The 23696-nt window shown below is 72.1% G+C and carries 17 protein-coding genes and 1 pseudogene; 6 read left to right on the forward strand and 12 right to left on the reverse strand.

Annotation, left to right across the window (positions count from 1 at the left end; genetic code table 11):
- Positions 1-7 precede the first annotated feature (7 nt).
- Positions 8-631: a DJ-1/PfpI family protein gene (locus ACIBTU_RS18725; RefSeq protein ID WP_399127339.1), complete on the reverse strand. Its 624-nt coding sequence runs from the start codon at positions 629-631 to the stop codon at positions 8-10.
- A 31-nt stretch (positions 632-662) separates the two neighbouring features.
- A complete protein-coding gene (locus ACIBTU_RS18730) occupies positions 663-1631 on the reverse strand; it encodes a GlxA family transcriptional regulator (protein ID WP_399127340.1) in 969 nt (322 codons plus the stop codon).
- Between the two features lie 117 nt (positions 1632-1748).
- On the opposite strand from ACIBTU_RS18730, the gene ACIBTU_RS18735 reads away from it, so the two are divergent.
- The 3 genes from ACIBTU_RS18735 to ACIBTU_RS18745 all read left to right on the forward strand — a co-directional run bounded on the left by ACIBTU_RS18735 (position 1749) and on the right by ACIBTU_RS18745 (position 6562).
- Entirely contained in the window at positions 1749-2624 is an 876-nt protein-coding gene (locus tag ACIBTU_RS18735) for a hypothetical protein (RefSeq protein ID WP_399127341.1), read from the forward strand.
- Positions 2625-2725: 101 nt separating this feature from the next.
- Positions 2726-5137 carry a Tex family protein gene (locus tag ACIBTU_RS18740; RefSeq protein ID WP_399127342.1) on the forward strand — a complete coding sequence of 804 codons (2412 nt, stop codon included), beginning with the start codon at positions 2726-2728 and terminating at the stop codon, positions 5135-5137.
- Between the two features lie 240 nt (positions 5138-5377).
- Positions 5378-6562: a serine hydrolase domain-containing protein gene (locus ACIBTU_RS18745; RefSeq protein WP_399127343.1), complete on the forward strand. Its 1185-nt coding sequence runs from the start codon at positions 5378-5380 to the stop codon at positions 6560-6562.
- A 10-nt stretch (positions 6563-6572) separates the two neighbouring features.
- Here the strand turns inward: ACIBTU_RS18745 and ACIBTU_RS18750 are convergent, their stop codons facing one another.
- A complete protein-coding gene (locus ACIBTU_RS18750) occupies positions 6573-8210 on the reverse strand; it encodes an ABC-F family ATP-binding cassette domain-containing protein (RefSeq protein WP_399127344.1) in 1638 nt (545 codons plus the stop codon).
- A 38-nt stretch (positions 8211-8248) separates the two neighbouring features.
- A complete protein-coding gene (locus ACIBTU_RS18755; RefSeq protein WP_399127345.1) occupies positions 8249-9283 on the reverse strand; it encodes an oxidoreductase in 1035 nt (344 codons plus the stop codon).
- A gap of 66 nt (positions 9284-9349) precedes the next feature.
- Between ACIBTU_RS18755 and ACIBTU_RS18760 the strand changes: the two genes are divergently transcribed.
- Positions 9350-10306 carry an FAD-dependent oxidoreductase gene (locus tag ACIBTU_RS18760; RefSeq protein WP_399127346.1) on the forward strand — a complete coding sequence of 319 codons (957 nt, stop codon included), beginning with the start codon at positions 9350-9352 and terminating at the stop codon, positions 10304-10306.
- A gap of 28 nt (positions 10307-10334) precedes the next feature.
- On the opposite strand, the gene ACIBTU_RS18765 is transcribed toward ACIBTU_RS18760, so the two are convergent.
- The 3 genes from ACIBTU_RS18765 to ACIBTU_RS18775 form a co-directional block, all read right to left on the reverse strand.
- Entirely contained in the window at positions 10335-12077 is a 1743-nt protein-coding gene (locus ACIBTU_RS18765) for a BCCT family transporter (protein WP_399127347.1), read from the reverse strand.
- 69 nt (positions 12078-12146) lie between these two features.
- The gene (locus ACIBTU_RS18770; protein WP_399127348.1) at positions 12147-13427 is read right to left on the reverse strand and encodes a M14 family metallocarboxypeptidase; all 1281 of its coding nucleotides are present in this window, start codon (positions 13425-13427) and stop codon (positions 12147-12149) included.
- On the reverse strand, positions 13424-15397 hold the full coding sequence (locus tag ACIBTU_RS18775; RefSeq protein ID WP_399127349.1) for a Xaa-Pro dipeptidyl-peptidase: 1974 nt from the start codon (positions 15395-15397) through the stop codon (positions 13424-13426). The genes ACIBTU_RS18770 and ACIBTU_RS18775 overlap by 4 nt, the downstream gene beginning before the upstream one ends.
- A gap of 201 nt (positions 15398-15598) precedes the next feature.
- Between ACIBTU_RS18775 and ACIBTU_RS18780 the strand changes: the two genes are divergently transcribed.
- Positions 15599-17074: a M1 family metallopeptidase gene (locus tag ACIBTU_RS18780; RefSeq protein WP_399127350.1), complete on the forward strand. Its 1476-nt coding sequence runs from the start codon at positions 15599-15601 to the stop codon at positions 17072-17074.
- Positions 17075-17169: 95 nt separating this feature from the next.
- Here ACIBTU_RS18780 and ACIBTU_RS18785 read toward each other — a convergent pair whose 3' ends face one another.
- The 4 genes and pseudogenes from ACIBTU_RS18785 to ACIBTU_RS18800 form a co-directional block, all read right to left on the reverse strand.
- A complete protein-coding gene (locus tag ACIBTU_RS18785; protein WP_399127351.1) occupies positions 17170-18033 on the reverse strand; it encodes an oxygenase MpaB family protein in 864 nt (287 codons plus the stop codon).
- Between the two features lie 67 nt (positions 18034-18100).
- Entirely contained in the window at positions 18101-18379 is a 279-nt protein-coding gene (locus ACIBTU_RS18790) for a hypothetical protein (RefSeq protein ID WP_399127352.1), read from the reverse strand.
- Between the two features lie 33 nt (positions 18380-18412).
- Positions 18413-18526 (reverse strand): annotated as a pseudogene (locus tag ACIBTU_RS18795) (Appr-1-p processing protein); the annotation flags it as partial.
- A gap of 316 nt (positions 18527-18842) precedes the next feature.
- Positions 18843-20315 (reverse strand): amino acid permease, encoded by a 1473-nt coding sequence (locus ACIBTU_RS18800; protein WP_399127353.1) that lies wholly within the window; start codon positions 20313-20315, stop codon positions 18843-18845.
- Between the two features lie 291 nt (positions 20316-20606).
- Between ACIBTU_RS18800 and ACIBTU_RS18805 the strand changes: the two genes are divergently transcribed.
- Positions 20607-21362: a MerR family transcriptional regulator gene (locus tag ACIBTU_RS18805; RefSeq protein ID WP_399127354.1), complete on the forward strand. Its 756-nt coding sequence runs from the start codon at positions 20607-20609 to the stop codon at positions 21360-21362.
- A 31-nt stretch (positions 21363-21393) separates the two neighbouring features.
- Here ACIBTU_RS18805 and ACIBTU_RS18810 read toward each other — a convergent pair whose 3' ends face one another.
- A complete protein-coding gene (locus tag ACIBTU_RS18810; protein WP_399127355.1) occupies positions 21394-23565 on the reverse strand; it encodes a 3-hydroxyacyl-CoA dehydrogenase NAD-binding domain-containing protein in 2172 nt (723 codons plus the stop codon).
- Positions 23566-23696 lie beyond the last annotated feature (131 nt).

Below are 23696 nucleotides of genomic sequence, written 5' to 3' on the forward strand. Positions count from 1 at the left end.
GCTCGGGCTAGCCGCGCGTGCTGCGGAAGCGCTCGACCAGGTGGGCCGGGGCCTTCTCCGGGGATCCGGCGTCGTAGGGCGGCTGGGGGTCGTACTCGGTCATGAGCTGGACGGCCTGCGCGGTCTCGTCGCCGGCGATCCGGCCGACGAGGGTGAGCCCCATGTCGATGCCGGAGGAGACGCCCGCGGCGGTGACGTACTTGCCGTCGAAGACGACCCGGCGGCCCGTGGAGCGGGCGCCGAGCTTGTTCAGTTCCTCCAGGGCGAGCCAGTGCGAGGTGGCCTCGCGGCCGTCGATCAGTCCGGCGGCGGCGAGCGCGAGGGAGCCGGTGCACACGGACGTGGTCCAGGTGGTGTGCGCGTCGGCCGCGCGCAGCCAGCCGAGCAGCGCCTCGTTCTCCGTCTGGTCGCTCTGGACCGGGCCGCCGGGGACCACGACGATGTCCGGGGCCGGAACCTCGTCGAAGGTCTTGTCGGCGACGAGCGCGAGCCGCCCCGAGTCGTCGCGGACCGGCCCGGTCCGCTCGGCGACGAAGACGACGTCGGCGCCGGGCAGGCCGCCGAGGGTCTGGTACGGGCCGATGGCGTCCAGGGCGGTGAAGCGCTCGTAGAGGGCGATGCCGATCTGCATCGGGTTCCTTTCGGTGGTGGGACGGTTCGGTTCAGGGACGCGCGCGGAACCGGAGGCGGTACTCCGCGGGCGGGGTGCCGAGGGTCCTGAGGAAGGCGCGCCGCATGGCCTCGGGCGTGCCGTAGCCGCTGGCCCGGGAGACCTCCTCGACACCGGCCGCGGTGTCCTCCAGCAGGCGGCGGGCGTGCTCGACGCGGACGCGGTCCACGTAGCGGCCCGGGGTCAGCCCGGTCTCGGCGCGGAAGGCGCGGGCGAAGTGGCGCGGTGAGAGGCGGGCGCGGGCGGCGAGGGCGTCCACGGACAGGTCCTCGCCCGGGTGCTCGGTGACCCACTGCTGGACCTCGCGCAGCGGTTCGCGGCGGGCGGTCTGGGCGGCGAGCTGGGCGCTGAACTGGGCCTGGTTGCCGGGACGGCGCAGGAAGACGACGAGCGCCCGGGCGATCGCGAGCGCCGTGTCCCGGCCGTGGTCCTCCTCGACGAGGGCGAGCGCGAGGTCGATGCCCGCGGTGACTCCGGCGGAGGTCGCGACCTTGCCGTCGCGTACGTAGATGGGGTCCGGGTCGACCTCGACCTCGGGGTGCTCGCGGGCGAGCCGGGCGCAGTAGGCCCAGTGCGTGGTGGCCCGGCGGCCGTCGAGCAGGCCCGCCTCGGCGAGCAGGATCGCGCCGGTGCAGACCGAGACGATCCGCTCGGCGCGCGGGGCGTGCTCGCGCAGCCAGCGGACGAGCCGGGGGTCGGGGTCGCGGGTGGCGTGGCCGCCGGGGACGAGCAGGGTGTGCGGGACGGGCGCGCCGTCGAGCGCGAGGTCGGGCACGAGGGTCAGGCCGCTGGAGGTCCGCACGGGCGCCCCGTCGAGCGACGCGGTGCGCACGCGGTACCCGGCCTCGGGTCCCACGCCGGCGAAGACCTCGACGGGGCCGGTGACGTCGAGGCTCTGGACCTGGTCGTAGAGCGTGACCAGGACGGTGCGCGTCGGCGGGACCGGAGGGCGTGGCGGCATGGATGTCATTCTTCGGGGGCGGCGGGGACGGCCGCAATGACGAGCAGCCCACCTTTCCGGCCATCGTTTCCGTGCCCGCACTGGCATCACGTACCGACCGGTCAGTAACGTACGGGCATGACTTCCGAAGACGCCCTGCGGGCCGCCCGCCGCTGTCACAACGTGCTGAACCCCTTCCACTCGACGCACTACTTCTCGCCCGACCTCGCCGAGGAGCTCGCCGCGGTGGGTGTCACCGACCGCGGCGCCACCTATTTCGCGGCCCGCGCCGCCGCCATGGGAGCCGTCGGCCCCGGCCCCGTGACGGCCGCCTTCTACAACTTCAACCACGAACTCGTGGCCCGGCACCTGCCCGCGGTCTGGAGCCTCGCCTCCCCCGAGACCGTCCTCGCCGCACGCGAGCGCGCCGTCGACTCGACCCTGCGCCGGCTGCTCGGCGCGGACGTGCTCGCCTCCCCGGAGATGGCCGAGGCCGCCGAGCTCGCCCTGCGCGCCACCGAGGCCTGCACGCGGCACGCCCGCCCCCTGTACGCGGCCCACGCCGACCTGCCGGTGCCGGACGCGCCGCACCTCGCGTACTGGCACGCGACGACGCTGCTGCGCGAGCACCGCGGCGACGGTCACCTGGCGGTCCTGCTCGGCGCCGACCTCGACCCGCTCGAGGCGCTCGTCAGCCATGTCGCCACCGGCAAGGGCATGGCCCCCAAGTGGCTGCTCGTCACGCGCGGGTGGAGCCGCGACGACTTCGACGCGGCGGCCAGCCGGCTGCGCGCGCGGGGCCTGCTGACCGACGACGCGGAGCTCACGCTGACCGAGGCGGGCACCGCGCTGCGAGCCGACATCGAGGCCCGCACCGACCGGCTGGACCGCGCACCCTACGAGCACCTCGGCGCCGCGGGCGTGGCCCGGCTGACCGAGCTGGCGTCCGGCTTCACCGGGACGGCGCTGGGCAACGGCGCGTTCCCCGCCGACCTCATCGGCAAGGCCGCCTGACCTCCGCCGCGACCCGGCCGGGTCGCGCCCTGATCCTCCGTTGACGGTGCCACCTGCCACAATTGCGGCGCAACGTCAGTCGACATAGGCGGTACGGGATCGTGGCGACACCCACTGTTGGGTCCATCGAAGGCAGGATTGCCGAGGAACTCGGCGTCCGGGAGCGGCAGGTGAAGGCTGCCGTCGACCTCCTTGACGGCGGTTCGACGGTGCCCTTCATCGCCCGCTACCGCAAGGAGGCGACGGAGTCCCTCGACGACGCCCAGCTGCGCACCCTGGAGGAGCGGCTGCGGTATCTGCGCGAGCTGGAGGAGCGCCGCACCGCCGTGCTCGACTCCGTGCGCGAGCAGGGCAAGCTGACCGAGGAGCTGGAGGCGCGGATCCGCGCCGCCGACACCAAGGCGCGCCTGGAGGACATCTACCTCCCGTTCAAGCCGAAGCGCCGCACCAAGGCGCAGATCGCGCGCGAGGCCGGGCTCGAGCCGCTGGCGCAGGGGCTGCTCGGCGACCCGTCGGTGGATCCGCTCGCCGCCGCCGCCGCGTTCGTCGACGCCGACAAGGGCGTCGCCGATCCGCAGGCGGCGCTGGACGGCGCCCGCTCGATCCTCACCGAGCGCTTCTCCGAGGACGCCGACCTCATCGGCGAGCTGCGCGAGCGCATGTGGACGCGGGGCCGGCTCGCGGCGAAGGTGAAGTCGGGCAAGGAGGAGGCGGGGGCCAAGTTCTCCGACTACTTCGACTTCGCGGAGCCCTTCAAGGAGCTGCCCTCGCACCGCGTCCTGGCGATGCTGCGCGGCGAGAAGGAGGACGTGCTCGAGCTCGTCCTGGAGCCGGAGCAGCCGGCCGACGACGGGGCGCCCTCCTCGTACGAGCCGATCGTCGCCGACCGGTTCGGGATCCGGAACCAGGGGCGGCCCGGCGACAAGTGGCTGGCCGACACGGTCCGTTGGGCCTGGCGCACGCGCATCCTGGTGCACCTCGGGATCGACCTGCGGCTGCGGCTGCGCACGGCCGCCGAGGACGAGGCCGTCAAGGTCTTCGCGGCGAACCTGCGGGACCTGCTGCTCGCCGCCCCGGCGGGCACGCGCGCGACGCTGGGCCTCGACCCCGGCTTCCGTACCGGCGTCAAGGTGGCCGTCGTCGACGCGACCGGCAAGGTCGTCGCGACGGACGTCATCCACCCGCACGTCCCGGCGAACCGGTGGGACGACGCGATCGCCAAGCTGGCCAAGCTGTCCAAGGAGCACGCGGTCGACCTGATCGCGATCGGGAACGGGACGGCGTCCCGCGAGACCGACAAGCTCGCCGGTGAACTCATCACCAAGCACCCCGAGTTGAAGCTCACCAAGGTGATGGTGAGCGAGGCGGGCGCCTCCGTGTACTCGGCCTCCGCGTTCGCCTCGCAGGAGCTGCCCGACATGGACGTGTCGCTGCGCGGCGCGGTCTCGATCGCGCGCCGGCTCCAGGACCCGCTGGCCGAGCTCGTGAAGATCGACCCGAAGTCGATCGGTGTCGGCCAGTACCAGCACGACCTGAGCGAGGTGAAGCTCTCGCGTTCGCTGGACGCCGTGGTCGAGGACTGTGTGAACGGCGTGGGCGTGGACGTGAACACGGCGTCGGCCCCGCTCCTCGCGCGCGTGTCCGGCATCAGCGCCGGCCTCTCGGAGAACATCGTGTCGCACCGCGACGCCAACGGGCCGTTCACCAGCCGCAAGGGCCTCAAGGACGTCGCCCGGCTCGGCCCGAAGGCGTACGAGCAGTGCGCGGGCTTCCTGCGGATCCGGGGCGGGGACGACCCGCTGGACGCGTCGTCCGTGCACCCGGAGGCGTACCCGGTGGTGCGGCGGATGGCCAAGTCGACGGGTGGCGCGGTCGGTTCGCTGGTCGGCGACACGGGGACGCTGCGCTCGCTGCGGGCGGCGGACTTCGTGGACGACACGTTCGGTCTGCCGACCGTGACGGACATCCTGAAGGAGCTGGAGAAGCCGGGGCGCGACCCGCGGCCCGCCTTCAAGACGGCCACCTTCAAGGAAGGCGTCGAGAAGATCTCCGACCTGGAGCCGGGGATGGTCCTCGAGGGTGTCGTCACGAACGTGGCGGCGTTCGGCGCGTTCATCGACATCGGTGTGCACCAGGACGGGCTCGCGCACGTGTCGGCGCTGTCCCGGACGTACGTGAAGGACCCGCGCGACGTCGTGAAGCCCGGGGACATCGTGAAGGTGAAGGTGCTCGAGATCGACGTGCCGCGCAAGCGGATCTCGTTGACCTTGCGCCTGGACGACGAGAAGGCCTCCGGCGGGGGCGGGAACGGGGGCTCGGGGCGGAGTGAGCGCGGCGGGGACCGTCGGCCGCCTCAGCAGAAGTCCCGGCGTTCTTCCGGTGCGGGTGCCGCGGGCTCCGCGGGTGGCGGGCGTCAGGGTGCCGGCGCGGCGGGCGGCGGACGTCAGGGTGGCAAGCCCGCGCCCTCGAACTCGGCGATGGCCGACGCCCTGCGCAAGGCGGGGCTGGCCTAAGCGCCGCAGGGGTTGATCGCGGTGGGGAGCTGCGGGCCGGTTCACGGCTGGTCGCGCAGTTCCCCGCGCCCCTTTCGGGGCTTGTCCCGCCCGGAGACTCGCGCACAGCGCGGCAGGGCCTGTCGCGCCGCTGCCAGGGCGCGCTTTCGCTGCGCCGTGTGCAGTAGTGCGGGCTGCCTCGTGGTCTGGAGGCCGTGACGCTGGAGGCGAATCTCGTGCACGCCGTCTCCAGGAGAGCCGATGCCCCCTCACCCGCGCCCCCGCAGTTCCCTCAGAGCCGCCACCGTCGTCGCCGCCTGTCTCGCCCTGCTCGCTCCGGGGGCCGCCGAGGCCGTGGGGCACAAGGATGGGCATCCGCGTGATCCGCTGCAGCGGCAGCTGGAGGAGCTGGTGCGGGCGCCGGGCGGGCCGCCCGGGATCATCGCCGTGCTCGGCGACGGGCACCGGCGCCGGGTCGTGCGGGCCGGGGTCGCGGATCTGGACACCGGGCGCGCGCCGCGGGCCGGAGAGCCGATGCGGATCGCCAGTACCGCGAAGGCGTTCAGCGGGGCCGTCGCCCTGTACCTCGTCGAGCACCGCCTGCTGAAGCTCGACGACACCCTGCGCAAGCGGCTGCCCACGCTGCCCCGGGCCTGGGGCAAGGTGACGCTGCGGCAGCTGCTGAACCACACGAGCGGCCTGCCCGACTACTCCCAGACCCAGGCGTTCGCGGACACCCTGCGCGCCGACCCCCATCACCGTTTCGACTCCCGCCGGCTGCTCGACTACGCCGCCGACCAGCCGCTGCGCTTCCGGCCGGGCTCCCGGTACCAGTACTCCAACTCCGACAACATCGCCGTGGCGCTGATGGCGGAGGCGGTCACCCATGTCCCGTACGAGCGGCTGCTCGCCGAGATCGTGTACAGGCCGCTCGGGCTGCACCGGACCAGCCTGCCGCAGGGATTCCGGATGCCGGAGCCGTATCTGCACGGGTACGACGTCAGCCCGCCCGAGCCGACGGAGGACGTGAGTGAGCTGATCGGGATGTCCGGGGTGTGGGCGTCCGGCGGCATCGTCTCCACGCCCTCCGACATGAGCCGCTTCATCGGCGCGTACGCCGGAGGCCGCCTGTACGGGCCCGGGCGGGACGTCGTGCGGGAGCAGCGGCGCTGGGTGCCCGGCGGGGCGTCCGAGCCCGCGGGGCCGGGGCGCAACGACGCCGGGCTCGCCCTCTTCCGGTACACGACCCGGTGCGGGGTCGTGCTCGGGCACACCGGCAACACCGCGGGCTACACCCAGCTGATCGCGGCCACGCCGGACGGGCGCAAGTCGCTGACCTTCTCCGTGAACACGCAGATCAACGAGCGCTCGAAGCCGGAGCTCCTGAAGCGGCTGCGGGCCGTGCAGGAGAACTTCGTCTGCGCCCTCCTGCGCGGGAAGAGCTGAGGCGTCCGCTCTAGCGCTCGGTCACCTTGCCGTCGGCGACTTCGAGGCGGCGCCCGACGTGCACCGCGTCGAGCATCCGCCGGTCGTGGGTGACCAGGAGCAGGGTGCCCTCGTAGGAGTCCAGGGCCGATTCCAGCTGCTCGATGGCCGGCAGGTCGAGGTGGTTGGTGGGCTCGTCCAGGACCAGGAGGTTGACGCCCCGACCCTGGAGGAGGGCGAGGGCCGCACGGGTGCGTTCGCCGGGTGAGAGGGTCTCGGCGGGGCGCAGCACGTGCTCCGCCTTCAGGCCGAACTTGGCGAGCAGGGTGCGCACGTCGGCCGGCGCCGTGTCGGGCACGGCGGCACAGAACGCGTCGAGCAGCGTCTCGGGGCCGTGGAACAGGGCGCGGGCCTGGTCGACCTCGCCGACGACGACGCCCGGGCCGAGCGCGGCGTGGCCGGAGTCGAGCGGCGCGCGGCCCAGCAGGGCGGCGAGGAGGGTCGACTTGCCCGCGCCGTTCGCCCCGGTGATCGCGACGCGGTCGGCCCAGTCGATCTGGAGGGTGACCGGGCCGAGACGGAAGTCGCCGCGCGCCAGTTCGGCGTCGCGCAGGGAGGCGACCACGGCGCCGGAGCGCGGGGCGGCCGCGATCTCCATGCGCAGCTCCCACTCCTTGCGGGGCTCGTCGACGACGTCGAGGCGCTCGATCATGCGCTGCGTCTGGCGGGCCTTGGCGGCCTGCTTCTCGCTGGACTCGCTGCGGAACTTGCGGCCGATCTTGTCGTTGTCGCTCGCCTTGCGCCGCGCGTTCTTGACGCCCTTGTCCATCCAGGAGCGCTGCATCTGGGCCCGGCCCTCCAGAGCGGACCGCTTGTCGGCGTACTCCTCGTACTCGTCGCGGGCGTGCCGGCGGGCGACGTCGCGCTCCTCCAGGTAGGCCTCGTAGCCGCCCCCGTAGAGGTTGATCTGCTGCTGGGCGAGGTCGAGTTCGAGGACCTTGGTGACGGTGCGGGTGAGGAACTCGCGGTCGTGGCTGACGACGACGGTTCCGGCGCGCAGGCCGCGTACGAAGCTCTCCAGGCGCTCGAGGCCGTCGAGGTCGAGGTCGTTGGTCGGCTCGTCCAGGAGGAAGATGTCGTAGCGGGAGAGCAGCAGCGAGGCGAGGCCCGCGCGGGCGGCCTGGCCGCCGGAGAGCGAGGTCATGGCCTGGTCGAGGCCGACGCTCAGGCCGAGCTGGCCGGCGACCTCCTCGGCGCGCTCGTCGAGGTCGGCGCCGCCGAGGTCCAGCCAGCGCTCCAGGCTCGTCGCGTAGGCGTCGTCGGCGCCGGGCGCGCCGTCGACCAGGGCCTGGGTGGCCTCGTCCATGACGCGCTGGGCCTCGGCGACGCCGGTGCGGCGGGCGAGGAACTCCCGGATCGTCTCGCCGGGGCGGCGCTCCGGCTCCTGCGGCAGGTGGCCGACGGTCGCGCCGGGCGGGGAGAGCCGCAGCTCGCCCTCCTCCGGGGTGCCGAGGCCCGCGAGGAGGCGCAACAGGGTGGACTTGCCCGCGCCGTTGGCGCCGACGAGGCCGATCACGTCGCCGGGGGCGACGACGAGGTCGAGCCCGGTGAACAGGGAGCGGTCACCGTGGCCGGCGGCGAGGTTCTTGGCTACGAGAGTGGCAGTCATCAGGCCGCCGATCCTAAGGCCTGTCCCACCTGCGCCGATCAGCGTGTCATCGGTGCCACCAGGACACTGCCCGTGGTGCGGGCCACGAGGAAGGCCTCTCCCTTGGTCGCGCGGGCGTCGAGCGGGATGCGGTGCCGGCCGGGGCCGAGGACGTCGTCGAAGACGTCGAGGGTGTGGGTGCGGTACAGGCGGTCGAGGCGGTAGGCGGTGATCCGGACCCGGCAGGTGGAGGTGACCTCGAGTCCCGCGGCGCCGTCGGCGGCGACGAGTCCGGTGAGCCGGCGCCGCGTCTCGGGGCCGCGGTCGAGCGCGGCCTCGATCTGGGCGACGAGCAGCGGGATGATCGGCGCGAGTCCGTCCACGTACGCGATGTCGACGCCGGCCTGCTCGAACTGGCGCCGGACGGCCGTGCGCTGGGTCTCCCCGACCGCGCGGCCGAACGCGACGGCGCCGTAGGTGCGCAGTTCCTCGGCGGGGACGCCCGAGGCGTCGTGGACGATCTCGGCGCCGATGCCGATGGTGCGCAGAGCGGCGGCGAGCTTGGCGAGGACGGCGACGCGGGCGCCGATGAGCAGGACGCGGCGGCGGGCAGGCGGTTCGGCGGCCTCGGCGAGCAGCCGTCCGAGCGCGGTGCGGTACTCGGCGCCGCGGAAGCGGAACGGCCCTATGCCGTGGTAGCCGTTGAGCTCCAGGTCGGCGTGTTCGTCGGTCTGCCAGGCGAAGTCGCGCCAGACGACGTCGTCGGTGCCGTCACCGGCCGGTTCGATGGCGGCGGTGACGGCGCCGCACTCCAGTCCCTCGCACTCGGGGCAGCCGTAGATGACGTAGCGGCCCCCGGCGAGCGGGGCCTCGGCCTCCAGGAGCAGGCTCCTGACATGGCCGGTGAAGATGGCGGGCGGGATGTCGGCGGCCAGCGGGGAGACCGCGTCGAGGTCGGAGAGCTGGAACAGCAGCGGGCGCCCGTCGACGATGAAGTCCACGAAGTCCCGGTGGACCTGGAAGTCACCGTTGGCGAGGACTCCACCGGCGCGCATCGCCGGTGCCAGGCCGAAGGTCGCGTACTCGGCAGACATGGCTGGAGTATTCCCACCTGATGCCTGATGTGAGCACGGCATGACACATTCCGCTACGGTCCCGGCGTGAACAGTGACGTGAGCGGCGAAGTGATCGTGGTCGGCGGCGGTGTGATCGGGATGTCCACCGCGCTGACGCTGGCGGAGCGCGGGCGGCGGGTGCGGCTCTGGTCCCGGGACCCGGTGGACCGCACGACCTCGGCGGTGGCGGGCGCCCTGTGGTGGCCGTACCGGATCGATCCGGTGGAGCGGGTGGGGCCGTGGTCGCTGCGGTCGCTGCGCCGGTACGAGGAGTGGGCGGCGCGGCCGGACGAGACGGGCGTGCGGATGGTCGAGGGCGTGCACGCGGGCACCCGGCTGGCCGGGCTCGGCACCTGGGCGGCCGCGGTGACGGGGCTGCGGGACACCTCACGGGGGCTCGCGGCGCGGCTGCCGCTGCTCGACATGCCGGTGCATCTGCGCCTGTTGCGGGAGGAGGCCGAGCGGGCCGGGGTGGTCATGGAGGCGCGCACGGTGACGTCCCTCGACGAGGCGCTGGCGGCGGCCCCGGCGGTCGTGAACTGCACGGGGCTCGGGGCGCGCGAGCTGGTGCCGGACCTGTCGGTGCGGCCGGTGCGCGGTCAGCTGGTCGTCGTACGGAACCCGGGGGTGCGCCACTGGTACGTGTCGGCGGACGAGGGTTCGGACGCGACGACGTACTTCTTCCCGCAGCCGGGCGGGCTGATCCTGGGCGGCACGGCCGAGGAGGACGACTGGTCGCTCGAGCCGGATCCGGCGGTCGCGGCGGCGATCGTCAGGCGCTGCGCGGCCGTGCGGCCGGAGATCGCCGCGATGCGGGTGCTGGGCCACCGGGTGGGGCTGCGCCCGGCGCGTCCGACGGTGCGCATCGAGCGGGAGGTCACCGCCACGGGCCGGGTCCTGGTGCACAACTACGGGCACGGGGGCGCCGGTGTGACGGTGGCGTGGGGTTGTGCGGAGGAGGCGGCGGGGCTCGTCGAGGGCGTGGCCGGGCTGGACGCCTGACGGGCCCCGGCGCCTCCTGCGGGAGGGCTCAGTCCTTGGCGAGCGGGGTGTCGCCCTCCTCCTCGGGGCGCGGTTCCTCGCCGGGTTCGCGGTGGAGGTGCTTGCCGATCGGGTCGCCCTCGGTCTCCAGGCTGTCGCCGGGGCCGATCCGGATCTCGAACTCGCCGCCGTACTTCTCGTGTCCGGCGACGACGGCGGCCTCGACGACCTCGATGCCCATGTTGCCGCGGACGATGAGCGGGTCCTGGCGCAGGTCGCGCATGAGGGACACGCACATGCCGATCATGACGAGGGTGAACGGGGCCGCGACGAGGATCGTGAGGTTCTGCAGGCCGGTGAGGGCGTTGCCCGAGCCGTTGCCGATGAGCAGCATGACGGCGGCGACGGCGCCGGTGACCACGCCCCAGAAGATGACGACGAAGCGGCCGGGTTCCAGGGCTCCCTTCTGCGACAGGGTGCCCATGACGATGGAGGCGGCGTCGGCGCCGGAGACGAAGAAGATCCCGACGAGGATCATGACGAGCAGGCTGGTGGCGGTGGGGATCGGGTACTCGTGGAGCACGCCGAAGAGCTGGGCCTCCGGGGTGTCCGCGCCGCCGAGCTCGCCGCGCTCCTTCAGCTTCATCGAGGTGCCGCCGAAGATCGCGAACCAGACCAGGCTGACCGTGGACGGGACCAGGATGACGCCGCCGACGAACTGACGGATGGTGCGGCCGCGGCTGATGCGGGCGATGAACATGCCGACGAAGGGCGTCCAGGAGATCCACCAGGCCCAGTAGAAGACCGTCCAGCTGCCCAGCCAGTCGGCGACGCCCTTGCCGCTGGAGGCCTCGGTGCGGCCGACGAGCTGGGGCAGGTCACCGAGGTAGGCGCCCAGCGAGGTCGGGATCAGGTCGAGCACGATGATGGTCGGCCCGGCGATGAACACGAAGACGGCGAGGATGAGCGCGAGCACCATGTTGATGTTCGACAGCCACTGGATGCCCTTCTCCACACCGGAGATGGCGGAGGCGACGAACGCGACGGTGAGCACGGCGATGATGGTCACGAGGAGGCCGGTGCTGACCTTGTCCATCCAGTTCAGGACCTCGAAGCCGGAGCCGATCTGGAGCGCGCCGAGGCCGAGCGAGGCCGCGGAGCCGAACAGGGTGGCGAAGATGGCGAGGATGTCGATGACCCGGCCCCAGGCGCCGTGCGCCCGCTCCTCGCCGATCAGCGGCACGAAGACGGAGGAGATGGTCTGCCGCCTGCGGCGGCGGAACGTGCTGTAGGCGATGGCGAGTCCGACGACCGCGTAGATCGCCCACGGGTGCAGCGTCCAGTGGAAGAGCGTGGTCGCCATGGCCGTCTCCATGGCCTCGGCGGCGTCGGCCGGATCGGTGCCCGGCGGCGGCGTCGTGAAGTGCGCGAGCGGCTCGCTGACGCCGTAGAACATGAGGCCGATGCCCATGCCGGCGCTGAACATCATCGCGACCCAGGAGACCGTGCGGAACTCGGGCTCCTCCCCCTCGGCACCCAGGTGGATCTTGCCGTAGCGGCTGATCGCGAGCCACAGGGCGAACACGACGAAGCCGCTCGCGGCGAGCATGAACGCCCAGCCGCCGTTGTGGATCAGGCCGTTGAGCAGCCGGGTCGAGACGCTCTCGAGGTTGTCGGTGGCGACGGATCCCCAGACCACGAAGGCCAGGGTGAGCACGGCGGTGACGCCGAAGACGATCCGGTCGGTGGCCGGGCTCCGGCCACCGACCGGCCCCTGTTCGGGGAGGGGCACGCCCGTGGGTGGATTCTGAGGTTTTGTCACCCTTTAGGGCCTACCACAAACGGCGCGTCCAACACCTCTTCAGCACGCTGTGTCGGGGGTCCCTTCGGTCAGGTGGTACGTGGCGCGGGCATCGAGCAGCAGCGCGACCAGGGCCCGTTCCGACTGCCGGAGCGGCACGAGGACGCCGCTACCCGATTTCCGTACGGAGATGCCGTGCAGCGCCAGTTCGTCCCCGACCTCGGCGTACTGGTCCGCGGTGAGCCGGTATCCGCAGGGCGGGTCCTGGAGGGTCTCGGCGGGTTCGGCCGGGTCGTTGTCGGCGCCGCCCACGTAGACGGGTCCGGTGTCGCGCAGCCCGGCCACGCGGGCGGCGCCGGTCGCCGTCTCGATCTGGCCGCGCCGTTCCCGGGCGAAGTCGAACAGGCCGCCGAGCGCCGCGAGCTGGGAGTCGCGGCGGCGCCGGTTGTTGAGCGCGGGGTCGGCCTCCTCCTCGGGGGTGCCGGGGTCGACGCGGCTCTCGATGAGCAGGCCGACCGCGTGCTTGAGCCCGGAGAGGTTGCGCAGGATGCGCTCCTGGCCGTCCCCCGCGGTCTGCTTGACCGGTTCTCCGGTGACGGGGTCGGTCCAGATGCCGTACGTGCCCGTGGAGTGCCCGGCGGCTTCCGCGGCGGGCCGCACGTACTGACCCGAGAGGGTGCGGGCCTCGTCGTGGACGGCCGCGTCCGTGTTGAGGTTGCGCGGCCAGAGGTCGAAGAGGTCCTTGTCGTAGTACTCGGGGGTGGCCCCGTACTCGTGCAGGTCGTAGATGACGTCCGGCTTGCGGTCGCGGATGACGGCGGCCATCGCGCGGCCCTCGGCGGTCTGCAGGGCGACGTGGTCGCGGTTGATGTCGACGCCGTCGGAGTTGCCCCGGGTGTTCGCGGCGCGGCCGTCGGGGTTGGCGGTCGGCACGACGAGGAGGGTGGTGCGGGACAGGAAGGCGCGGGTGGCCGGGTCCTTGTCGTAGGCGAGGTCGCGCACCTTGGTGAGGCAGGCCTCGCGGCCCGAGGGCTCGTTGCCGTGCTGACTGCAGATCAGCAGCACGGTGTTGGTGGTGGTGCGCTCCCCGACGCGGACGAGCTGGAGCGGCCGGCCCTGCTTCGTGGTGCCGATCCGGGAGACGGAGACGCGGTCGGAGGCCTGGTCGAGGTCGGCGAGGAGGCGCTGCTCCTCGGGCTGGCTGGTCCAGCGGGCCCCGTTCGTCTCCTCGAAGCCGGTGCGGGGCGGGTGGGCGGTGGCCTGGGCCGGGGCGGTCACCACGAGGGGTGCGGCGAGCGCGGTCGCGGTACAGGCGGCCAGGGCCAGTCTGCTGAGTCTCATCGGTTGCTGCCTCCCGGGACGGGGCGGCCGGGCCGGAAGGTGCTGGGCCCGTCGGCCGCGGAGGGTTGGGGGGTGGCGACGGTGGGTCCCGCGGTGGCGTCGGCGAACGCGCCGGCGCCGCCGACGACGGGCACGCGGGCCGCGGTGCGGGACAGGTCGAGCGTGAGCGTGGGCCGGGTCGAGGGAGGGTCGATGAGGTCCTTGTCGGTGCCGGCGACGATCAGCGCGAGCCGGTGGCCCTTCGGCACGACGTGGTCGCTCGCGGCGAGGGAGATCGTGAGCGTGTACGGCGTGCCGGGCTTGAGCTGCCGGCCCTTCGCCGGGTCCGCGTAGGTGCCGAGGTCGGCCCAGCCGCGACTGAACACGGTCGCGCCGACGTCGGCGGTCGCGGCCCGGGTGGCGAGGAAGCAGGAGCTGTCGCCGGGCGCGCTCGGGCCCCAGCAGGTGCGGTCGGTGAGCGTGTCGATGCCCTCGCCGGAGCCGGTGAAGTCGCGGATCGTGGCGGGGCCGAGGTCGACGAGCACGGCGCTGAGGTGCGCGGTCGGGGTCGACGGGGTGGCGGTGACGGTGACCTTCGAGGAGCCGGACAGGCGCAGGTCCTCGCCGAGCGGGCGGCTGAGGAAGCCGGCCTTGTCCGGGGTGCCGGTCTCCAGGTCCGCCGCCCAGTCGGTCTCGGAGCGGGACGGGTCGTCGGTGAACTTCGCGGTACCGGTGCCCGGTTCGAGGCTCAGGGTGCCGACGCCGGGGGCTTCGCCGGTGCCGGGGCGCAGGGCGGTGGTGCGGGTCGCGGCCGGCGGCCAGACACGGTCGGTGGTCCAGCGGTCGGGGGCGCGCTCGATGTCGGCCACGGGCTCGCGGTCGATGCCGTTGTCGTAGCCGAGCAGTTCGTGGTCGAACCAGCGGTGCAGGGTGTCGACCCACTGGGCGCGCCGGAAGTCGAACGGGTCGACGTGTCCGGTCTGGGCGAGCCAGATCTTGCGCTCGACGCCGTTCTTCGCGAGGGCCTCCCACCACTGGCCGAAGTGCTTGGCGCGGACGTTGAGGTCCTGCATGCCGTGCACGACGAAGACGCTGGCCCTCACCTTGGCGGCGTCCTTGACGTAGTCGCGCTCCTGCCACAGGGATGTCCAGTCGCCGCTGCGGGGCGCTTCGTCGACAAGTCGCTTCTGCACGGCGGCGCAGCGGGTGCGCGCCTCGGGGCTCTCGACGTAGTCGGACAGCCACTCGGGGCCCGAGTCGTAGAGCGGGGCGCCCTGCTGGAAGTAGTAGTCGTACCAGGAGGAGATGCCGCCGATCGGGACGATGGTCTCCAGGCCCTCGACGCCGGTCGCGGCGACGCCGTTGGCGATCGTGCCGTCGTAGCTCTTGCCGATCATGCCGGTGCGGCCGTTGCTCCAGTCCGCGCGGGCGCGCTCGCCGCCGGTGCGGGTGGTGTATCCCGTGGCGCGGCCGTTCAGCCAGTCGACGACGGCCTTGGCGGACTGGATGTCGGAGCGGCCGCCGACGTCGACACAGCCGTCGGAGCGATTCGTTCCGGCGAGGTCGACGCCGATCACCGCGTAGCCGCGCGGCACGAAGTAGTTGTCGTAGAAGAGCGGCATCTGCACGACGTTCCCGTCGGCGTCGTAGGTCTTCTTCTGGCTCTCGTTGCCGCGCCCGCAGCAGGAGTAGTACGGGCTGGCGTCCATGATCACGGGGATGCGGCGGCCCTGGGCCGCGGGTTCACGGGGGCGGACGATGTCGACGGCGACCCGGTCCGTCCTCCCGTCCCCGTCCCCGTCGAGCCGGGTGTCGACCCAGACGGACTCACGGATCGCGGTGTCGTACGCGTAGACGGGCCGGGACTCTCGGGAGCCGTCGGCGGCGGCGCGGGCGGCGCCCGGCACGAGCAGCACGGCGAGCAGGGCGGCGGTGACCGCGGCGGCGAAGGTGCTCCAGAGGCGGTGCGTGCGTCTGGCAGGTATCGGCATGGCGCGGAAGGTACACGGGTCAACTGCTGTGCGACAGAGGGCCGTACGTGCCGATGTCAGGTCCGTGGGGCGTCCAGGCGCATGTCGGCCGAATGGCGATCGTGTGACAGGAGGGGCCATGGACATGACCTGGGGCAAGGGTGCTGAATAGGCTCGCGGACGAGCTCAACCCCATGTCCGTCCCTACGACTTGGAGCCTTTGTGTACCGCAGACTCATCGTCCCCGGCGCGATCGCGGCCTCCCTCCTGCTGGCGATCCCGGCATCGGCCGCCGACTTCGAGCCCGGGGCCTCGGGCATCGGCGACCCCTACTACCCGACGTACGGGAACGGCGGCTATGACGTCTCCCACTACGACCTGCGTCTGAAGTACCAGCCGAAGACGGACCTGCTGGAGGGCACGGCGACGATCATCGCCACCTCCACGCAGGACCTGTCGCGGTTCGACCTCGACCTCGGGCTCGATGTCAGCGAGGTCCGGGTGAACGGCAAGAAGGCGGCGTTCGCCAAGTCCGGCGAACAGGAGCTGGAGGTGACGCCGGTGACCGGGCTGCCGAAGGGCACCTCGTTCTCCGTCGTCGTCAAGTACGCGGGCAAGCCGACGGAGCTGAAGCTGTGGGGCTTCACGTCCCCGCAGCGCACCCCGGACGGCGCCGTCTTCTCCAACGAGCCGGAGTCGGCGGCCTGGTGGTTCCCGTCCAACGACCACCCGCTCGACAAGGCCACCTACGACATCTCGGTCGCCGTACCGGACGGCACCCAGGCCATCTCCAACGGCACGCTCCAGTCGCAGTCCTCCAAGCTCGGCTGGACCCGCTTCAACTGGCGCTCCAGCCACCCGCAGGCCACGTACCTGGCGACGCTCGCGGTCGGCAAGTTCGACATCACCACCGACAAGACCGCGGACGGCCTGCCGGTCCTCAACGCCTACAGCAAGGACCTCGGCGCGAACGAGGGCGCCGCGAAGGCCAGCGTCGAGCGGACCGTCGAGGTCGCCGAGTGGCTGGAATCGATCTACGGCAAGTACCCCTTCGAGGCGCTCGGCGGCTACGTCCCCAACGTCCCGTCCGGCTTCGCCCTGGAGACCCAGACCCGGCCGTTCTACTCCCCCAAGCAGTTCGCGAACGGGGCGAACGTGTCCGTCGTCGTCCATGAGCTGGCCCACCAGTGGTACGGCGACAGCGTCTCCGTGAAGAACTGGAAGGACATCTGGATCAACGAGGGCTTCGCCCGCTACAGCCAGTGGCTCTGGTCGGAGAAGGAGGGCGAGGGCACGGCGCAGGAGCTCGCGGACTACGTGTACGCGCAGCACCCCGCGGACGACGCGTTCTGGACGGTCAAGCCCGGGGACCCCGGCGCGGAGAACCAGTTCGCCGGGGCCGTGTACGACCGGGGGGCGCTGGCGCTCCAGGCGCTGCGCAACCAGGTCGGCGAGAAGAAGTTCTTCGCCATTCTGAAGGGGTGGCCGCAGCAGCACGCGTACGGGAACGCGGAGGTCTCCGACTTCGTGGCGTATGCGGAGTCCGTCTCCGGGAAGAAGCTCGGCCCGCTGTTCGACACGTGGCTGTATCAGCCGGTGAAGCCGGCCGCTCCGGCGCTGAGCGCTGCCGCGCCGGTGCGGGAGCCGAAGTCCTTCAAGCGGATCGCGGCGACGAACTCGATCCACGACGTGCACTGATCCGTCTGCCGGGTTGCTGTTTGTGTGGTGTCTGCGGAGGCGTGGGGGCTGGTCGCGCAGTTCCCCGCGCCCCTGAAGGCGAACGGCTTCGCCGTTCAGCCTCCATCGGCCCGCAGGCGAAGTTCCGACCTCGCCTCGCGGGCCACGCTCAGGTAGCGGAGGCGTTCCGGGAGGTGGGGGACGGTCAGGCGGACCAGGGCCGCGAAGCGGCGGAGCCGGCGCTCGTCGCGGGGCGACCACGACAGGCCCAGAGCGACCCGCGCCTCCGGCGGCAGCAACCCGACCGACAGAAACCGCAGCCCCCGCACGAGCAGCGGCCGCACCAGGGGCCAGACGAGCCGCGCGGCGCCCGGCGGCGCGGGCAGGGCGCGGCGCGCGGACGTCAGCTCGGAGACCACGGCGTTCGGCGCGATCTCCAGGGCCAGCGTCCGGTGGTAGTACGGCCAGAACTCAGTGGTGGTCTGCGGCATGTCCCGGTCCCTGATGCCGAGGATCCGCCCGACCATCAGCCACTCCGCGTAGAACCGCTCGTCCTCCTCCGCGGTGAAGGGTCGGGCGAAGTAGCGGCGGGCGTACCGCGCGACGGGGTACCCGGTGGCGTGGACCCAGGCGTAGTACGCGGGGGTCAGCGCGTGATAGCGCCGGCCGCTCGGGTCCGTGCCCCGCACCGTGCGATGGACGCGCCGCAGCCGGCGGCCCTCCTCGACGGCCGCCTCTCCCCCGTACACCCACAGCAGCACGGAGTTCAGTGAGCGTGCGCCGCGCCCCCAGGGGTCGGTGCGGAAGACGGAGTGTTCGTCGACTCCGGCGCCGACGGCGGGGTGGGCGACCTGGAGGACGAACGCGGCGGGCAGCGCGAGCAGCGAGCGGATGTCACCGGCGGTCTCCCAGAGGATGCCGCCGGGCGGCGGCGGGGACGGGTCCTGGCCGGTGAGGCGATCCGGTTCCTGCTGCGTCATGGTGTGTCCCGTGGGGCGGCCGCGTACGGGGGTGGCGTGTGATCCAGTATGCGCCGGACGGCCCCGGCTAGGTCTCGCCGCCGTAGCGTTTGGCCAGGTCGGAGGCGAGTTCGGAGACGCGGGTGCACAGGTCGCCGACGGCGGCGGAGTGGTCGGTGGCGAGGGTGGGGGCGGGGCGGGCCGGGACGATCCGGGCGCGCAGGCCGCCGGGCCCGGCCGGTGGGGCCGCCGCTCCGTCCCGCCGGGGGCGCAGCCGCGCGGAGGTGACGAGGGCCGTCGCGAGCGCGACCGCGAGTACGGCGAGTCGTCCCGCCTTGACCTGGACACGCCACGGAACCATCGCCATGGCTGCTTCCTACCCGCAGGGCGGGACGTGATGTCACCCGTCGTGGTCGTACACGGTCACGGGGATCCGGTGGCGCACGAGGCGCCCAGTGATCAGAGGTTCGACGAGGTGCCACTCGCCGCCCGCGAGCCCGCAGCCGATGCGGGGGGCGGTGGACCTGTTCGGCGCCCGCCGCGGGGCTGAGTCTCTCGTCGCCGGGTGCCGCCCGGTGGGGGCCGGCCGCGCAGTTCCCCGCGCCCCTGAAATGCATGCCCTTCGGGCGCATTTCCCCGATGAGATCGCGCACGAAGTGCGCATCTCAGGGGCGCGGGGAACTGCGCGAGAAGCCCCACCGGGCCGCACCCGGCAATGGACGGGTCAGGCCACCCACTGGGGCCGGCCGAACGCGGCGGTGGCGTCACCCCGGACATACGTGATCTCCGACATGACGCCACCGTAGGCCGGGGCGCTGACAACGGGCGGGTCAGTCGCCCTGGGCCACCTTGGTCAGCTCCTCGGTCGCCGTGCGCTCGACGCGGCGGCGGACGCCGAACCAGCCGAGGACGAGCATCGCCGCGATGATCGGGATGAGGTACAGCGTCTTGCGGCCGACCTCCGGGTCCTTCCACATGAGGCCGAGCACGGCCAGCAGGAAGGCGATCGTCACGTACTCGGTGACGCCGCTGAAGGGCAGCTTGAAGTTCGGCCGCTGGACCAGACCCTGCTTGGCCCGCCGGACGAAGGCGAGGTGGCAGATCATGATGATGACCCAGGTGCTGATGATGCCGAGCGAGGCGACGTTCAGCACGATCTCGAAGGCCTGGCCGGGCACGACGCTGTTCAGGATCACGCCGAGGACGCCGACGCCCGCGGTGAGCAGGATGCCGCCGTAGGGCACCTGGCTCTTGTTCATGCGGGCCGTGAACTTGGGCGCGGAGCCGGCCATCGCCATGGAGCGCAGGATGCGGCCGGTGGAGTACAGGCCGGAGTTCAGCGACGACAGGGCGGCGGTGAGGACCACGAGGTTCATCACGTCACCGGCGGCGGGGACGCCGATCCGGGAGAGGACCGTGACGAACGGGCTCTCGTCGGCGGAGTACACGACACCGGGCAGGAGCAGCGCGAGCAGGACGACCGAGCCCACGTAGAAGAGGCCGACGCGCCACATGATCGAGTTCACCGCGCGGGGCACGACCTTGTGCGGCTCGGCGGTCTCGCCCGCGGCGACACCGACCAGCTCCAGGGACGCGTAGGCGAAGACGACGCCCTGCATGACGAGGACGACGGGCATCAGGCCGTGCGGCATGAAGCCGCCGTTCTCCGTGATGACGCTCAGGCCGGGGGTCTGGCCGCCCACGTCGTGCTGGGTGACCAGCAGGAAGATGCCGATGAACATGAAGGCGACCAGTGCCGCGACCTTGACGATCGCGAACCAGAACTCCATCTCGCCGAAGATCTTCACGGAGATCATGTTGAGGACGAGGACCACCGCGAGGGCGATCAGCGCGAGCGCCCACTGCGGGATGCTCGTGAAGAAGCTCCAGTAGTGCGTGTACAGGGCGATCGCCGTGATGTCGGCGATGCCGGTGGTCGACCAGTTGACGAAGTACATCCAACCGGCGACGTAGGCGCCCTTCTCACCCAGGAACTCACGGGCGTACGAGACGAACGAGCCGGAGGAGGGCCGGTAGATGACCAGCTCACCGAGGGCGCGGACGACGAAGAAGGCGAAGATGCCGCACACGAGGTACGCGACGGCGAGGGCGGGGCCCGCCGAGTGGAGGCGGCCGCCGGCCCCGAGGAAGAGTCCGGTGCCGATCGCGCCACCGATCGCGATCATGTTGACGTGGCGGGCCTTGAGGTCCTTGCTGTAACCGGCGTCGCCCGCATCGGCGGGCGCCTGGGACGCATCTGTGCGGGATGCGTCCATAGCCGTGGTGACGGCGTCCTTGCTCACGTGGGGGTGTCCACTCTGTGGTGCCCGGCGACGTGGGGGCCGCCGGGGTCCGGATGTGCTCCGGTCCGCGACACCCCTGACAGCGCGCGGACCGACGGTGCACCTTCCCCCACGCATCCCGGAACACGCGGTGGCGGAGATCACATAGCGGCGCTTCTCACATGGCGGGATGCCTCTATGCAGAGACTCGAGCGCGGGTGTATGGCCGCCGAAGCACCTGCCCACGGGCTTTCACACCGTAGGTGTGTCAGCAATACTGTAGAACCCGATCGCACGCGTACGAGGACGAGGATGACGACGGACATCGAGGACGCCGGGACGGTGTCGGGCCCGACGCTGACCGTCGACGAACTGGCGGCCCGCGCGGGCGTGACGGTCCGCACCGTCCGCTTCTACAGCACCAAGGGGCTGCTCCCGCCGCCGGTCATCGGGCCGCGCCGGGTCGGGCACTACGGGCAGGACCATCTCTCCCGCCTCGCGCTGATCGAGGAGCTCCAGCACCAGGGCATGACCCTGGCCGCGATCGAGCGGTACGTGGAGCAGCTGCCGGCGGATCTGAGCGCGCACGACCTGGCGATCCACCGGGCCGTCGTGGCGAGCTGGGCGCCGGACACGGCGGAGGAGATGAGCCTCGCGGACCTGGAGCGCCGGGCCGGGCGTCCGCTGTCCGGCGCCGATCTGGACCGACTGTCGGCGATGGGCATCGTCGGCTACGAGGACGAGGCGGACGCGTACCGGGTGGACGTGGCGCTGCTGCGGCTCGGTGTGCAGCTGCTCGACGTGCCGATCGCGCACGAGACGATCCTGGCCTCGCGAACCGTGCTGCTCGATCACGCGCGGGAGGCGGCGCACGAGCTGTCGCGGCTGTTCCGGGACGAGGTGTGGGGCCCCTACCGGGAGCGGGAGTCGGACCCCGAGCACGTCGCGGCGATGAAGTCGCTGTCGGCCCACATGCAGCCGATGGTGATGCAGGCGCTGGTGACCGCGTTCCAGCGCTCCCTGAGCGAGGAACTGCGGGAGGCGTTCCGCTCGGGCTCGGAGAGCTGAGCGGAACGCCTCCCGGGTACGGCGCGGTGGGTCAGTCGGAGAAGGTCTCGCCCTTCTCCGCCTTCTCGACGAGCAGCGCGGGCGGCAGGAACCGGTCGCCGTAGCGCTCCGCCAGCTCGCGCGAGCGGGCCACGAAACCGGGCAGGCCGCCCTCGTACCCGTTGATGTACTGCAGGACGCCGCCGGTCCAGCCGGGGAAGCCGATGCCGAAGATCGAGCCGATGTTGGCGTCGGCGACGGAGGTCAGGACGCCCTCCTCGATCAGCTTCACCGTGTCGAGGGCCTCGCTGAAGAGCATGCGCTCCTGCATGTCCTCGAACGGGATCGTGTGGCCCTGCTTGGTGAAGTGCTCGCGCAGGCCCGGCCAGAGACCGGCGCGCTTGCCGTCCTCGCCGTACTCGTAGAAGCCCGCGCCGCCGCTGCGGCCGGTGCGGCCGAACTCGTCGACCATGCGGTCGATGACGGCCTCGGCGGGGTGGGTGTCCCAGGTCCCGCCGGCCTCGGTGATCGCGGCCTTCGTCTCGTTGCGGATCTTGCGCGGCAGGGTGAGGGTCAGCTCGTCCATGAGGGAGAGCACCTTCGCCGGGTAGCCGGCCTGGCCCGCGGCCTGCTCGACGGAGGCGGGCTCGATGCCCTCGCCGACCATCGCGATGCCCTCGTTCATGAAGTGGCCGATGACGCGCGAGGTGAAGAAGCCGCGCGAGTCGTTGACGACGATCGGCGTCTTGTTGATCTGCCGGACGAGGTCGAAGGCGCGGGCCAGCGCCTCGTCGCCGGTGCGCTCGCCCTTGATGATCTCGACGAGCGGCATCTTGTCGACCGGCGAGAAGAAGTGCAGTCCGATGAAGTCGGCCTGGCGCTCGACGCCCTCGGCGAGGGCGGTGATGGGCAGCGTCGAGGTGTTGGAGCACAGCAGCGCGTCCGGCTCGACGAGGTGCTGGATCTCCTGGAACACCTTGTGCTTGAGCGACGGGTCCTCGAAGACGGCCTCGATGACGGCGTCGCAGCCCGCGACGCCCTGCGGGTCGGCGGTGGGCGTGATGCGGGCGAGCAGCGCGTCGGCCCTCTCCCGCGTGGTGCGGCCGCGCGCGACGGCCTTCTCGCAGAGCTTCTCCGAGTAGGCCTTGCCCTTGGCGGCGGACTCGGCGGAGACGTCCTTGAGGACGACCTCGATACCCGCGCGGGCGCAGGAGTAGGCGATGCCGGCGCCCATCATGCCGGCGCCGAGGACGGCGACCTTGCGGACCTTGCGGGGCTCGATGCCCTGGGGCCGGTTGGCGCCCGAGTTGACGGCCTGGAGGTCGAAGAAGAACGCCTGGATCATGTTCTTCGCGGTCTGGCCGGTGACCAGCTCGGTGAAGTAGCGGGCCTCGATGGTCAGGGCGGTCTCGAAGTCGACCTGGGAGCCCTCGACGGCGGCCGCGAGGATGTTGCGCGGGGCCGGGTAGGGGGCGCCGTTGAGCTGCTTCTTCAGGTTGGCCGGGAAGGCCGGGAGGTTCGCCGCGAACTTGGGGTTGGCGGGGGTGCCGCCCGGGATGCGGTAGCCCGGCTTGTCCCAGGGCTGCTGCGACTCGGGGTTGGCGTCGATGAAGGCGCGGGCCTTCTCCAGCATCTCCTCGCGGGTGGCGGCGACCTCGTGGACCAGGCCGTTGTCCAGCGCGCGCTTCGGCGTGTACTGGGTGCCCTGGAGGAGGATCTTGAGGAGGGCGTCGGCGATGCCCATGAGGCGGACGGTGCGGGTGACGCCGCCGCCGGCCGGGAGCAGGCCGAGCGTGACCTCGGGCAGACCAATCTTCGAGCCCGGGGCGTCGAGGGCGACGCGGTGGTGGCTGGCGAGGGCGATCTCGTAACCGCCGCCCAGGGCCGCGCCGTTGATCGCGGCGACGACCGGCTTGCCGAGGGTCTCGATGCGGCGCAGGGAGTTCTTGATGCCGGTGCCGGTCTCGAAGACGGCCTGGGCGTCCTCGGGGCCCGCCTTCATCATGTCCTTGAGGTCACCGCCCGCGAAGAAGGTCTTCTTGGCGGAGGTGTAGATGATGCCCCGGATGGAGTCCTTCTCGGCCTCGGCGCGGTCGGCGATCGCGGCGATCGAGTCCTTGAACGCCTGGTTCATGGTGTTCGCGGACTGGTTCGGGTCGTCGAGGACGAGGGTGACGATGCCGGTGTCGTCCTGTTCCCAGCGGATGGTGGAGCTGGCGGTCATGTCGTGTCTCCGTGAAGTCAGGTGCGGGTCGCTTTTTGGCGGCTACGGGGAGGGGTGGCCAGGTCTCGTTCGCCGGGTGCGGGTGGGTGGGGCTTCTCGCGCAGTTCCCCGCGCCCCTGAGATGCGCACTT

The sequence above is a fragment of the Streptomyces sp. NPDC050145 genome, assembly GCF_044460245.1.
GTDB lineage: Bacteria > Actinomycetota > Actinomycetes > Streptomycetales > Streptomycetaceae > Streptomyces.

Bases quoted from the DNA above. Each gene is read 5' to 3' on its own strand.
- ACIBTU_RS18805 (WP_399127354.1), top strand. From the start codon at position 20,607: ATGACGACGGACATCGAGGACGCCGGGACGGTGTCGGGCCCGACGCTG.
- ACIBTU_RS18735 (WP_399127341.1), top strand. From the start codon at position 1,749: ATGACTTCCGAAGACGCCCTGCGGGCCGCCCGCCGCTGTCACAACGTG.
- ACIBTU_RS18730 (WP_399127340.1), bottom strand. From the start codon at position 1,631: ATGCCGCCACGCCCTCCGGTCCCGCCGACGCGCACCGTCCTGGTCACG.
- ACIBTU_RS18745 (WP_399127343.1), top strand. From the start codon at position 5,378: ATGCCCCCTCACCCGCGCCCCCGCAGTTCCCTCAGAGCCGCCACCGTC.
- ACIBTU_RS18770 (WP_399127348.1), bottom strand. From the start codon at position 13,427: ATGAGACTCAGCAGACTGGCCCTGGCCGCCTGTACCGCGACCGCGCTC.
- ACIBTU_RS18725 (WP_399127339.1), bottom strand. From the start codon at position 631: ATGCAGATCGGCATCGCCCTCTACGAGCGCTTCACCGCCCTGGACGCC.
- ACIBTU_RS18810 (WP_399127355.1), bottom strand. From the start codon at position 23,565: ATGACCGCCAGCTCCACCATCCGCTGGGAACAGGACGACACCGGCATC.
- ACIBTU_RS18775 (WP_399127349.1), bottom strand. From the start codon at position 15,397: ATGCCGATACCTGCCAGACGCACGCACCGCCTCTGGAGCACCTTCGCC.
- ACIBTU_RS18790 (WP_399127352.1), bottom strand. From the start codon at position 18,379: ATGGCGATGGTTCCGTGGCGTGTCCAGGTCAAGGCGGGACGACTCGCC.
- ACIBTU_RS18755 (WP_399127345.1), bottom strand. From the start codon at position 9,283: ATGTCTGCCGAGTACGCGACCTTCGGCCTGGCACCGGCGATGCGCGCC.
- ACIBTU_RS18785 (WP_399127351.1), bottom strand. From the start codon at position 18,033: ATGACGCAGCAGGAACCGGATCGCCTCACCGGCCAGGACCCGTCCCCG.
- ACIBTU_RS18750 (WP_399127344.1), bottom strand. From the start codon at position 8,210: ATGACTGCCACTCTCGTAGCCAAGAACCTCGCCGCCGGCCACGGTGAC.